Source organism: Actimicrobium sp. CCC2.4, assembly GCF_034347385.1.
Taxonomy (GTDB): domain Bacteria; phylum Pseudomonadota; class Gammaproteobacteria; order Burkholderiales; family Burkholderiaceae_D; genus Actimicrobium.
Map to the genome: position 1 here is coordinate 1,863,974 of NZ_CP133777.1, position 12,039 is coordinate 1,876,012.

General features: G+C 55.6%; 14 protein-coding genes, 3 tRNA genes, 1 pseudogene and 1 riboswitch. Of the genes and pseudogenes, 13 read left to right on the forward strand and 5 right to left on the reverse strand.

The genetic code is table 11. The features are described 5' to 3' along the window. The first annotated feature begins 2 nt into the window (after nucleotides 1-2). The 7 genes and pseudogenes from uvrC to RHM62_RS08725 all read left to right on the forward strand — a co-directional run bounded on the left by uvrC (nucleotide 3) and on the right by RHM62_RS08725 (nucleotide 5,302). Entirely contained in the window at nucleotides 3-1,859 is a 1,857-nt protein-coding gene (gene uvrC / locus RHM62_RS08690; RefSeq protein WP_322125364.1) for an excinuclease ABC subunit UvrC, read from the forward strand. Between the two features lie 93 nt (nucleotides 1,860-1,952). Further along, on the forward strand, nucleotides 1,953-2,537 hold the full coding sequence (gene pgsA / locus RHM62_RS08695; RefSeq protein ID WP_322125102.1) for a CDP-diacylglycerol--glycerol-3-phosphate 3-phosphatidyltransferase: 585 nt from the start codon (nucleotides 1,953-1,955) through the stop codon (nucleotides 2,535-2,537). Between the two features lie 73 nt (nucleotides 2,538-2,610). Continuing rightward, a tRNA-Gly gene (locus RHM62_RS08700) sits at nucleotides 2,611-2,686 on the forward strand. Between the two features lie 104 nt (nucleotides 2,687-2,790). Beyond that, nucleotides 2,791-2,866, forward strand: a tRNA-Gly gene (locus RHM62_RS08705). A gap of 120 nt (nucleotides 2,867-2,986) precedes the next feature. Continuing rightward, nucleotides 2,987-3,060, forward strand: a tRNA-Cys gene (locus RHM62_RS08710). Between the two features lie 696 nt (nucleotides 3,061-3,756). Next, a pseudogene (locus RHM62_RS08720) lies at nucleotides 3,757-5,007 on the forward strand (IS256 family transposase). A 4-nt stretch (nucleotides 5,008-5,011) separates the two neighbouring features. Continuing rightward, entirely contained in the window at nucleotides 5,012-5,302 is a 291-nt protein-coding gene (locus RHM62_RS08725; protein WP_322125365.1) for a DDE-type integrase/transposase/recombinase, read from the forward strand. 102 nt (nucleotides 5,303-5,404) lie between these two features. Here RHM62_RS08725 and RHM62_RS08730 read toward each other — a convergent pair whose 3' ends face one another. The 5 genes from RHM62_RS08730 to RHM62_RS08750 form a co-directional block, all read right to left on the reverse strand. Next, nucleotides 5,405-6,106 (reverse strand): glutathione S-transferase family protein, encoded by a 702-nt coding sequence (locus RHM62_RS08730; RefSeq protein ID WP_322125103.1) that lies wholly within the window; start codon nucleotides 6,104-6,106, stop codon nucleotides 5,405-5,407. Nucleotides 6,107-6,172: 66 nt separating this feature from the next. Continuing rightward, nucleotides 6,173-6,349 (reverse strand): hypothetical protein, encoded by a 177-nt coding sequence (locus RHM62_RS08735; RefSeq protein WP_322125104.1) that lies wholly within the window; start codon nucleotides 6,347-6,349, stop codon nucleotides 6,173-6,175. 110 nt (nucleotides 6,350-6,459) lie between these two features. After that, entirely contained in the window at nucleotides 6,460-6,672 is a 213-nt protein-coding gene (locus RHM62_RS08740) for a GDCCVxC domain-containing (seleno)protein (RefSeq protein ID WP_322125105.1), read from the reverse strand. A gap of 7 nt (nucleotides 6,673-6,679) precedes the next feature. Continuing rightward, the gene (merP, locus tag RHM62_RS08745; protein ID WP_322125366.1) at nucleotides 6,680-6,955 is read right to left on the reverse strand and encodes a mercury resistance system periplasmic binding protein MerP; all 276 of its coding nucleotides are present in this window, start codon (nucleotides 6,953-6,955) and stop codon (nucleotides 6,680-6,682) included. Between the two features lie 11 nt (nucleotides 6,956-6,966). Beyond that, the gene (locus tag RHM62_RS08750; RefSeq protein WP_322125367.1) at nucleotides 6,967-7,320 is read right to left on the reverse strand and encodes a mercuric transporter MerT family protein; all 354 of its coding nucleotides are present in this window, start codon (nucleotides 7,318-7,320) and stop codon (nucleotides 6,967-6,969) included. Between the two features lie 70 nt (nucleotides 7,321-7,390). Here RHM62_RS08750 and merR point away from each other — a divergent pair, with 70 nt between their 5' ends. From merR to RHM62_RS08780, 6 genes are all read left to right on the forward strand, one after another. After that, entirely contained in the window at nucleotides 7,391-7,789 is a 399-nt protein-coding gene (gene merR, locus RHM62_RS08755) for an Hg(II)-responsive transcriptional regulator (RefSeq protein WP_322125106.1), read from the forward strand. Between the two features lie 228 nt (nucleotides 7,790-8,017). Continuing rightward, entirely contained in the window at nucleotides 8,018-9,061 is a 1,044-nt protein-coding gene (gene cobT / locus RHM62_RS08760; RefSeq protein WP_322125107.1) for a nicotinate-nucleotide--dimethylbenzimidazole phosphoribosyltransferase, read from the forward strand. A 33-nt stretch (nucleotides 9,062-9,094) separates the two neighbouring features. Then, nucleotides 9,095-9,889 carry an adenosylcobinamide-GDP ribazoletransferase gene (cobS, locus tag RHM62_RS08765; RefSeq protein WP_322125108.1) on the forward strand — a complete coding sequence of 265 codons (795 nt, stop codon included), beginning with the start codon at nucleotides 9,095-9,097 and terminating at the stop codon, nucleotides 9,887-9,889. 18 nt (nucleotides 9,890-9,907) lie between these two features. Continuing rightward, complete coding sequence (locus RHM62_RS08770; protein WP_322125109.1) at nucleotides 9,908-10,483, forward strand: histidine phosphatase family protein; 576 nt, start codon at nucleotides 9,908-9,910, stop codon at nucleotides 10,481-10,483. A gap of 47 nt (nucleotides 10,484-10,530) precedes the next feature. After that, nucleotides 10,531-10,764: riboswitch (cobalamin riboswitch) on the forward strand. 148 nt (nucleotides 10,765-10,912) lie between these two features. Further along, complete coding sequence (locus tag RHM62_RS08775) at nucleotides 10,913-11,110, forward strand: CbtB domain-containing protein (protein ID WP_322125110.1); 198 nt, start codon at nucleotides 10,913-10,915, stop codon at nucleotides 11,108-11,110. Then, on the forward strand, nucleotides 11,101-12,036 hold the full coding sequence (locus tag RHM62_RS08780) for a CbtA family protein (protein ID WP_322125111.1): 936 nt from the start codon (nucleotides 11,101-11,103) through the stop codon (nucleotides 12,034-12,036). The genes RHM62_RS08775 and RHM62_RS08780 overlap by 10 nt, the downstream gene beginning before the upstream one ends. The last annotated feature ends 3 nt before the right edge of the window (nucleotides 12,037-12,039 follow it).

Sequence of the window (12,039 nt, forward strand, 5' to 3'; positions counted from 1 at the left end):
CGATGACCGCTGTCACGCCAACAGATCCGCGCGCTATCGTGCTCGACACGGTGGCCAAGTTGCCGCATCTGCCCGGTGTGTATCGCTATTTCGATGCTGACAATAACGTGCTGTATGTCGGCAAGGCACGAGACCTCAAAAAACGCGTCTCCAGTTATTTCCAGAAAACCCTCAGCAGTTCGCGTATTGCGATGATGGTCGAGCGTATCGCCCGGCTTGAGACCACCGTGACCCGCAGCGAAGCCGAAGCATTGATCCTGGAAAATAACCTGATCAAGGCATTGCAGCCGCGTTTCAATATTCTGTTTCGCGACGACAAGTCCTACCCGTATCTGAAAATTACGGGCCAGGCGTTTCCGCGTATGGCGTATTACCGCGGCTCGGTCGACAAGCGTAGCCAGTTCTTCGGACCGTTTCCGAGCGCATGGGCGGTCAAGGAATCGATGCAGATCCTGCAAAAAGTATTCCTGCTCCGGACTTGCGAAGACAGTGTGTACGCCAACCGCACGCGGCCCTGCCTGCTGCATCAGATCCACCGCTGCAGTGCGCCGTGTGTTGCCGAAATCCGCCAGGAAGATTACAACCTCGATGTCGAGAACGCCGCGAAATTCTTGCGCGGGCGGCAAAGCGAAGTAATGCAAACGCTGGAAGGGAAAATGCATGCGTATGCCGGCGAGCTGAAGTTCGAACAAGCGGCGGGCGTTCGCAATCAGATCAGCGCATTGTCGCGCGTACTGCACCAGCAAACCATGGAAACGGGCAGCGACGCCGACATCGACATCATCGCCGTCATCGTACAGGGCGGTCGTGCCTGCGTGAACCTGGCGATGGTGCGTGGTGGCCGTCATCTCGGCGATCGCGCTTATTTTCCGACCCACGTCGATAATGCCCTGGCCACGGCCGAGGATGCTATCGATGTCGAAGTACTGAAGGCTTTTCTGGCACAGCATTATCTGGAAAAATTCATCCCGTCGACACTGATCCTGAATTTGGAATTTGATCAGCCGGAATTGATGCTGGCGCTGATGGAGCAGTGCGGACACCGGATCAACTTGCTGTTCCAGCCGCAAGCGCAGCGGCGGCAATGGCTGGAAATGGCTTGCAAGGGCGCCGAGATTTCGCTCGCGCGCTTGCTCTCGGAGCAAGGCTCGCAACAGTCGCGCACCCGCGCGCTGGTCGAAGTGCTGGCGCTCGATAGTGCTGATATCGAAACCTTGCGCGTCGAGTGTTTCGACATCAGTCACACGCAAGGTGAAGCGACCCAGGCGTCGTGTGTGGTGTTTCATCACCATGCGATGCAGAACGGTGAATACCGGCGCTACAACATCAACGACATCACGCCGGGCGATGACTACGCCGCGATGCGTCAGGTGCTGACACGTCGCTATGAGAAAGTCGCCAACGGCGATGGCGTGATGCCGGACATCGTCTTGATTGACGGCGGCAAAGGGCAAGTGGAAGTCGCGCGCCAGGTGTTTGCCGAACTCGGGCTGGACATCAGCCTTATTGTTGGCGTCGCCAAGGGAGAAGGGCGCCGCGTGGGACTGGAAACGCTGGTGTTCGTCGATGGTCGCGAGGCCAGGGAATTGGGCAAAGAATCAGCCGCGCTGATGCTGATCGCCCAGATTCGTGATGAGGCGCATCGCTTTGCGATCACCGGCATGCGGGCGCGACGCGCCAAGACACGGCAGGCGTCGCGCCTCGAAGAGATAGAAGGTATTGGTGCCAAGCGACGACAAAAACTGCTGGCGCGCTTTGGTAGCTTACGTGAAGTGACCAATGCCAGCGTGGAAGAGCTGACATCGGTCGAGGGGATTTCCCGCCAATTGGCGGAAGACATTTACCGGCAATTGCATTAGATTACGGGCACGTTGCGTTACGTGGACTTCCCGATACCGGGCACCTGGCGCAACGTCTTATCAAACACAGCCTGACTTTCAAGAATTCGACCCATGCCACTGAACTTTCCTATCCTGCTCACGTGGTTGCGTGTTGCCCTCATTCCCTTGATGGTCGGGGTGTTCTATTTGCCTGGATCCTGGATATCGTCGTTTGACAAAGGCCTGGCATCGACTTGCATTTTTGTGGTCGCTGCGCTCACCGACTGGCTGGATGGTTTTCTCGCGCGTCGCTGGAATCAGACCTCCGCTTTTGGCGCGTTCCTTGACCCGGTGGCCGACAAGTTGATGGTTGCAGGTGCACTGCTGATCCTCGTGCAATTGGATCGCGTCAATGCGGTGGTGGCTTTCATCATCATTGGTCGCGAGATAACGATTTCAGCCTTGCGAGAATGGATGGCCCAACTCGGTGCCTCCAAATCCGTAGCGGTCAGTTCGATCGGAAAAATCAAGACCACGGCGCAGATGGTGGCGATTCCAATGCTGCTGTATTACGACACCTTGCTCGGGTTCATCGACACCCGCATCTGGGGCCAATGGTTGCTCGGCGTCGCGGCGATCCTGACCGTGTGGTCGATGTTTTATTACCTGAAAAAAGCATGGCCGCTGATGAAAGAGAATTCGGGACCGATGGCTTGATTTTTTGCTCCGCCACGCCGCTGCTGGCTTGACAAAAAAAAGCGGGCCTCTATAATACGCCTCTGTTGTGAACGCGGGAGTAGCTCAGTTGGTAGAGCGCAACCTTGCCAAGGTTGAGGTCGAGAGTTCGAGCCTCTTCTCCCGCTCCAGATTAAAAATGGAAGCTGTAACAAGCTTCCATTTTATTTAAAGACGAATCCGGTTAGATGCAAAGCAGGGGCATGCATCAGCCGGAATCAGCAACAAGTTTCATGCGGGAGTAGCTCAGTTGGTAGAGCGCAACCTTGCCAAGGTTGAGGTCGAGAGTTCGAGCCTCTTCTCCCGCTCCAGATTAAAAGGGAAGCTGTTTCAGCTTCCTTTTTTTTATCAGAGGATCGGTTTATACGATTTTCTGAAAAGCCGATTCGATAGATGCATGCAGTCGATTAGGCAGTTACAATGTCCACCGCGGCGGGGTAGCAAAGTGGTTATGCAGCGGCCTGCAAAGCCGTTTACGCCGGTTCGAACCCGACCCCCGCCTCCAGTTTTCCTGCAATAAATCAATCTCTTTGTATTCTCTTGAGTCGAGTTCAACATGGCTCGAATCTCACTGGATACGTTCATTTTTCGTTGATACCTAGTCTCCTCCTGCCGACCTCGGCACTACGGTGACGATCAAAAACACCCATTTCTGCACATTCCAGCGAAGCGTAAAGAACAAACTATTGCCTAAAATACTGTGGGTAATGTTTTGGTTCTTACAGGCTAGTGCTCGCCCAAGGCATCATTCCGGGTCTGTCTCATTAATTTTGGACGAGGACATTCTTTGTCCAATCTATTGGTGAACAAATAGTCGCGCGGTGTGCAATGCTCGATTTCGAATGGGTGAGGTTTCCGAAAGAATTGATCTTGATGTGTATCCGGTAACACGCGGCGTATTCGCTGAGTTGCCGACACAGAGAGGAAATGATGGAAGAGCGTGGCGTCTTTGTCGACTACGCCACAATCAACCGGTAGGCGATCAAGTTTCGGTCCTTGCTGGAAAAGGTTTTTCGACAAGGCGATGCGGGAGAACGGCGATCCTGAAAAAGTTACGGTGGACAAAAGCGGTTCCAACAAGCCTGTGATTGAAGAGATTTATGTCGGACGGGGTATTCAGGTCATCGTTCGTCAGCTCGAGGGTGTCTTAAGTTTTGTGTAAACGGTCATTTGGCAGGACACTGCCACCAAAGAGGAAAAAATGACCTACGTAAAACGCACCGAGCGGGCCAAGCCCGATCCCGAACTGGTCAAGCTGGCGGACAGCCTGCTTGCGAACTACAAGAAACCTGAAGATCTGATTGGCGAAAATGGCTTGCTCAAGCAGCTCACCAAGATGCTGGTCGAGCGTGCCCTGTAAGTCGAGATGACCGAGCACCCGGGCCACGGCAAGAGCGGTGACGTCACCAACGACACGGCTAACACCCGCAACGGCCGCAGCGCCAAGAGGCTAAAAGGCGACTTCGGTGCCCTGCCGCTGGACATTCCCCGTGACCGTCAAAGGGCATTCGAGCCGCAAATCGTCGGCAAGCATCAGACCCGCTGGACCGGCTTCGACGACAAGATCATCTCGCTGTATGCCCGTGGCTTGACGGTCAGGGAGATCCAGAGTCACCTGGAGGAGATCTATGGTGCCGAGGTATCGCCGAGCCTGATTTCGAGCGTCACCGACGCGGTGAGCGAGGATGTGAAGCTCTGGCAGGCCCGACCGCTCGACGCGCTCTATCCGATCCTGTATCTCGACTGCATCCACGTCAAAGTACGCGACAGCGGCGCCGTACGTAACAAGGCCGTCTTCCTGGCCATCGGCGTGAACATGGAAGGCCACAAGGAGGTGTTGGGCTTGTGGATCGCCCAGACCGAGGGGGCGAAGTTCTGGCTGCAAGTCGTCACGGAGCTGAAAAATCGTGGCGTGCAGGATATCTTTATCGCCTGCGTGGACGGGCTGAAAGGCTTTCCCGATCCGATCGAGGCGGTCTTTCCCAAGGCGGCTGTCCAGCTATGCATCGTCCACATGGTGCGCAACAGCCTGAACTTCGTGACATGGAAAGTGCAGCGGGAAGTGGCCGCCGATCTGAAGTGCATCTACAGTGCGGCGACGGTCGACGAAGCCGAACTCATGCTCACACAATTCGAGGTCAAATGGGACAAGGATTATCCGTCGATCGGGCTGTCCTGGCGGCGCAATTGGGCACGCGTCACGCCGTTCTTCGACTACCCAACTGAAATCAGAAAAGTCATTTACACCACCAACGCCATCGAATCCATTAACATGAGCCTGCGCAAGGTTACCAAGACCCGCAGTTCGTTTCCAACCGATGAGGCCGTCAGCAAGCTGTTTTACCTGGCGCTCAACAACATCAGCAAGAAATGGACAATGCCGCTGAGGGACTGGAAAGGAGCACTCAACCGCTTCACTATCCAGTTTGAAGAACGGATTTCACTGACTTAAACGAATCCCGCTTACACAAAATCCCGCACACCCTCGCCAACTCAAGAATTTCAACAATATCGTGGAGCAGGATCGTCGCGTCACCATGCGCGTGACTAAACCCATGCGCAACGTCAAATCCGTCCGGTCCTCCCAAAATACACTGGCCGGGATCGAACTGATGCACATGATCCGTAAAGGTCAAATGATCCTCGCTCACCGTATTCAGATGACTTTTGCGAAACAGTTTTACGTCTCGGTAAGTCCGCCCAGTTGGAAAGTGCTGTCTCCACTTACCAATATTCCGAATTTTTAAAGTTAACACGACAGAATCATGCCATCTGGTCAGACATCGTCAAACGTGCGTGACCGTCAGCTACTGCAACACTAATGATCCCGCAGTTGCTCAGTGAAACGCTTACTTCTTCAAGTAGTCCAATTCCGCCAGACCACTGCCACCATCTGCATACGCGGCCTTGAAACTTGCCCTGGTCTGCCAGCGACGCCATAGCTTATCCAGATATTCGAATCGTTCATCGAGCGGTGTTGCATTGGCCGGGAACTTTGAAAACGCAATTGCGGTGCATAACGTGATATCGGCAAAGGTCGGGGCTGCGCCACCAAGCATCCATTCGCGGCCATCCGATAAATGGCGGTCGACCAACGCGGCATGCGATAGCGCTTCCTTGCGACAATGTTCGCCCCATTGCGGGTTGCTGGTTAATTCAATTTTCGGTCCGAGCCCCTGATGCATCACATGGAACATCGTCACGATGCGATACAGAATGTGCGTCCAGATGCGGTTTTCCCACATCGTGTCCTGGCCCTGCTCCAGAGCAGACTCACCCATGATCTTGCGACCTGGATACTGCTGATCGAGGTAGCGAACCACACCTGCCGTCTCTGACAAATACGCGCCGTCGGCCAATACCAAGGTCGGTGTTTCGCCCCATGGATTCATCTTCAGATGCGGCCACTTGCGTTGCTCGCCGCCGGGTGCCATGTCATAAATGATTTCGTTAAACTGGTCGGCGATTCCTTTTTCATGGATGAATAAACGCAGTCGCTGGGGATTGGGAAACGCGGAAGGCGATGTGTACAGTTGCAATTTTTCGGTCATGGATTACTTTCATTCGTGAACTCGCAGAGGTGCAGACAGTAGCGCGAATTAAAAAATCTAGTGCGATCATTTCAATAGCATCACGATGCCCACCATCGATTGCTCCTCTTCCTGATAACTCGTTTCGATTTGCCGGCGCCAGCTGCAATAGGCCACGCTATCGGCCGCACGTAACACGATGTCTTCCATCGCTAGCCAGCGTAATCCGTGGAAGAGGTCCGCCCTTTGTTCTGCGCGTGCCATGCCTGTGCCGAGGCGTGAAAGAGCCATTCGCGTGATTGCGCGACCGCACTTTTACTGATCAATGCCGTTTTGGGCCCAACTGAATGGCATTGCTGCCAACGGCCGATTTACTATCCGCAGCACCCGCGCTGCTGTTGGATCGGCGGACACGGCACCGAGCCGAACGAGCAGAACACGCAGCAGTCACCGGGCTTCGGGCGCAGCATTGTCTTGCAACGCGAACACTCGTAGTAGAACTGGCAGGCGTCCGTGGGCATAGTCTCTTGCTCGACAAAATTACAGTGCGGGCAAGTCAACACGGATTCAAGAATGCCGGCGCTCAATGCGGCCTCATTTCTGCACGACGGACGGATAGCCCGCGTTCCTTGTGGCATTGGTCAGTGCCTCCGGCTGGGACTTATCGGAGTCATAGATGACAGTGGCCGTTTTTTTGTCAAAATCGACCCTGGCGGCGCTCACTCCGGACACCTTTTCCAGTGATTTTATTACCGTGATCGGGCACAGCCCGCAGGTCATATTTTGTACCGCCAGCGTGACCGTTTTCGGAGTGGCGGCCAGCGTTGCCAGAGGCAAGGCGGCGAGGGCTGCAACTAGTAACTTTCGCATGTCATTTCCTTTCAATAAAACAGCGGGGCTAGCCACGGCACGGCCAGCAGACCGAGCAGCAGCACAGTGCTAATCCAGAACATGAGTCGTTGCCGCTGGATCGTGCGCGGATCGGCGCAGGGTGTGCCAATGGTGCAGACCTGTGGCATTAAGTAGAGTCTACGGAAGGCCAGGCCGAGAAACAGCAGCGCCAGGCCGATGAAGATGGGCCGGTACGGCTCCATTGCCGTCAAGCTGCCGACCCATGCGCCGCCAATCCCAAGGGTGAACAGGACGAGCGGCCCAACACAGCACATCGATGCGCCAACAGCGGCCAGACCGCCAGCAATCAGCGAGTCTTTTTCAGTGAGTTGTCTCATGCCTATTTCCCTTAAATTTGTTTGCCCAGCTTTTAGTCTATATTCCGTACTTAAGTACGGAGTAAAGGAAAATCTCATGATGGCTGAACTCACTATCGGCAAGCTGGCGGAGGCCGCGAAGGTGCACATCGAGACAATCCGCTATTACCAGCGGCGCGGCCTGCTGGATGAACCAGCCAAACCACCGGGCGGCCATCGGCGATACTCAGCGGAGCAGGCCAAGCGCGTGCGCTTCATCAAACGCGCGCAAGCACTGGGTTTTACATTGGCCGAAGTCGGCACTCTGCTGACATTGGACGAGGTGTGCGCTTGTACGGAGACACGAGCGTTGGCCGCTCACAAGCTGGAATTGATAGACCAGAAGATGGCTGAGCTTGTCGCCATGCGACAGGTTTTGGGCGGATTAGTGCAGCAATGCGATGCGGGCGACAGTGGAGCCGATTGCCCGATTATTGACGTGCTGGTCGGGGCGTGATTTTTACGCAGAGTCGCGCAGGCTCGCGCAATGTCTAGCTGGCGTCTTATCAGGCGCATTCATTTCTGGTTCGCGTCGGGTGATGGCCGCAGTGAATTCTGGTCGAAAAATTTGCTGAGTGCGGGCCGGAGCGTTATTCAATGCAGGTCGCAATATCTAGCGGTAGAATAAAATCCCGTTTCATGTGCTTCTCGCACGCAGTTAAATTCATTCACATTAGCCAATTACATGTCAGTCAAATCTATCGAAGCAACCACCGACAAAGTCATAGAATTTTCTCTTAATGAAGCAATTTCCCATAAAACTAAACCGCTTGGCAGTTTAGGTCTGCTTGAGACGATCGCGAAACAGATCGGTTTGGTACAGCAAACAATTTATCCAAAAATTATCAGTCCGGCTATTCTCATTTTCGCAGCTGACCATGGCATCGTGGCTGAAAATATCTCGGCTTACCCGCAAAGCGTTACTTGGCAGATGGTGAATAATTTTCTGGCAGGTGGTGCGGCAATTAATGTCTTCGCGCGCCAGCATCAGTGCGACTTGCAAATTATTGATGCAGGTATCAATCATGTGTTTGCCGATGGGTCCGGCTTGCTTGACCGGAAAATCGGCTTTGCAACGCGCAACTTTGCGCGCATGCCAGCCATGGATGACAAGGAATGCGCAGCGGCGATGCAGGCGGGAGCGGCACTGGTAGACGGGCTGACAGGCAATGTGGTCGGCTTCGGTGAGATGGGCATTGGCAATACCACCTCGGCGGCAGCGATCATGCATAAGATGACCGGAGTTCCGGTGGCCGATTGCGTGGGGGCGGGTACAGGGCTGTCCGCAGAGGGTGTACGCCACAAGCAGGAAGTCATCGAGCGTGCCGTCGCATTGCACAAAAACACGGCCTCTCCCGTTGATGTTTTGGCGACATTTGGTGGCTTCGAAATCGCGATGATGGTCGGTGCGATGCGGCGTGCGGCCGAACTGCGCATGGTCTTGCTGATCGATGGCTTTATCGTCACGAGTGCCTTGCTGGTGGCCTCGCGCCTTGAGCCGGCAATTTTGGATTACTGTATTTTTTCTCATTGCTCCGATGAGAACGGCCATGCGCGAATGCTGGCTTTTCTGGACGCCAAGCCACTGTTGCACCTTGGCCTGCGCCTCGGCGAGGGCAGCGGTTGCGCGCTCGTCCTGCCGTTGTTGCATAGCGCCGTGAATTTTTTGTGCGACATGGCCAGCTTCGACAGCGCCGCCGTTAGTCAGCGTAGCGATGCCTCCGCATAACCGCACAAACGCGTCGCTGCCTGGCGCTGGCGCATGACACGACCACGGACGTATCGGCTGATGATGCTTCAGCTGCGTATTTTTTTCACTGCAGTGCAATTTTTTACGCGACTGCCGATTCCGAAGTGGGTGGGTTACGAGCCGGATTGGGTGCGTGCGTCGGCCCGCTATTTCCCGTTGATCGGCATCATCGTCGGTGGTGTAACTGCTGCCGTATTGTTGTTGACCGCACGTGTCCTGCCACTGCCGCTGGCGGTTTTGCTGTCGACGAGTGCGGGCATCTGGCTGACGGGCGCGTTGCACGAAGACGGCTTCGCCGATGTGTGCGACGGGTTTGGCGGCGGTCACACGCCGGTAAAAATCATTGAGATTATGCGCGATCCGCGCATTGGCGCGTTTGGGGCGATCGGTATCGGTTTGCTACTGGCCGTCAAGATCGTCGCACTGGCCAGCCTGCCTGCGCCGATGGCCGTTTTGGCACTATTGCTGGCCCATCCGCTATCGCGCCTGGCAGCAACCATCCTGATCTGGCGGATGAACTATGCCGCGCCGGAAGGCAAGGCAAGTCTGGCTGCGCAACCGATGTCGCTAGCCAGTTTTGTTGTTGCCAGCGCGCCGGTTTTACTGTTGCTGATTCTGGTTTTTATCTGCGACGCAATGACGGTACAGACCGCAGTGATCGCCATGATTGCCATGCTGATCAGCATAGCGTGGCTGGCGCGAAAGTTTCAAAAGCATCTAGGCGGCTATACCGGCGATTGCCTCGGCGCAGTACAACAGGTCAGTGAAACGGTTTTTTATCTGGCGCTGCTGGCGCTGTCGCGCTGACACGCTGACACGCTCTCCATGCGAATTTATTTGATCCGGCATCCCCAACCAGATATCGCCTCAGGCTTGTGCTACGGCGCGACCGATCTGAGCGTTGCGGCTGACGAGGTCAACCGTATCCTTGCCAGCGTTTATGCGCTGGTGCCACCGTGCGTGCCGATTTTCAGCAGTGTTTTGCAGCGTTGCTCGTTGCTGGCCGAGCCGCTCGCGCAACTGTGCGGCAGTGATGCCGTCCATCTGGACGCCCGTCTTGTCGAAATGCATTTCGGGCGATGGGAGATGCAGCGTTGGGATGACATACCACGCGCAGAGATTGATGCTTGGGCAGACAATCTGGTCGATTATCGGCCCGGAGACGGAGAGAGCGTTTTTCAGGTCGCGCAGCGTGTCACCGGATTTTTGCATGACTTGCTGCAGCGCGGTGACGACGAAGCGATCATCGTTTGCCATGCAGGCACGATCCGGTTGCTGCTCGCATGGTCGCCGGCATTATCGCTGCACGACATTGCGCGCAAAGCTGCCGCGACGCCGCATCAAATTGCCTTTGGCAGGGTAGTGATTTTGGAGTGCAGCAGTGATTTGCAAGCGGGCTGAGGCGGCGTGCGGCTCGGTTGCAATAAGGGACATTGGCACCTATACTCCCACTCTGCAGTATTTCAGGTTTCTCACAAATTGTCGTTTTGTGGAATTAAATGGGAAGTCGGTGCGCATTCTGAACAGAGAAGCCATGCCGACGCTGCCCCCGCAACGGTAATCACGTACCACTATCTGCTCGATGCCACTGTGCTTAGCATGGGAAGGCGCAGGGAGTGCGACAGGTCCTCGGACCTGTCAACGTGTCAGCCCGGAAACCAGCCTGAAATGTAAGTGAAGTTTGTATCGCGGAGGGCGATTCAGATGGATGTACCTGCTGCGTACTAGTCATCTCTCTCCAGGTTATTCGTCGATTGTCCACGCTGTCATTGCGTCGTTTGCTGCTTGTTGCGGCCAGCGATAACCTGTCGCGTTTTTTTGGAGAATGTCATGACCAGTATTGTCGATGTACACGTCCCAGCCGGTACTCAATCCCGCCCAGCCAGCCTGATCAGCAAAGCGATTCCTGTTGTCGTTGCCGCCGGGCTAGGACTGGTGCTGTTGTACGGTGCTGCTTTTGCAGAAACGCCAGCCTTGCACAACGCCGCACATGACGGCCGCCATTCCGCCGGTTTCCCGTGTCATTGAAATCTGCCGGGCCAGCGGGTAACTGGCACGCGATCAAACAGATTATTTCGGCAGCGGCACTGGCTGGCTTGACTGCGGGCGTATGCCTGACCGCGGTGCAGCAGTGGCAGGTTGTCCCGTTGATTCATCAGGCGGAAGTGCTGGAGCAGGCAGCCAGCCAGGCGCATACCCATACCCAGACTCAGCTTCACACCCATACGCAAGCTGACGGGCACACCTTCACCCACAGCCACTCGCAGGCTGACGCGCTCGCCCAACCCCATGCACACTCAACAATTGTCGATTCCACACTGATCACCGCCGAACACAGCCATGGTCATCAGCACGAGGCCGCTGCCAATGACGGCAACGCTGAAACGCATGCAGAAAGCACCCAATGGCAGCCTGCCGATGGCTTCGAGCGCCTGTTTTACACCACGCTGGCCAACGTCAGTCTGGCCGTAGGTTTTGCGCTGTTGCTCGGTTCGGTTTTGTATCTGCGCGGTAGCAAGACCAATTGGCGAGCCGGACTCGCCTGGGGCTTGGCGGGTTATGTGGTGTTCTATGTTGCGCCGTCGATCGGCTTGCCACCGGAGCTGCCCGGAGCCGACGCCGCACCACTCGCTGCACGACAATTCTGGTGGGTCTTGACCGTCGCATCGGTTGCCGCCGGCCTGGCATTGCTGCGGTTCGGGCCGCTGCCGTTGAAGCTGGCCGGAGCACTCTTCCTGGTCCTACCTTATCTGGTTGGCGCGCCCCACCTGTCGACCACCACAGGCGATGTGCTGTCGCACCTGACGCAGCCATTTGTGCTCGCCACAGCGCTGGCCAATGGCGTTTTCTGGTTGATGCTCGGTGCATTGACCGCCGCGTTTTACAAAAAAAAGTATGTGGATGATGTTGCCTTCGCGTCGCCACGCAATGATCACTTCCGGAAGTCAGCGTAATCC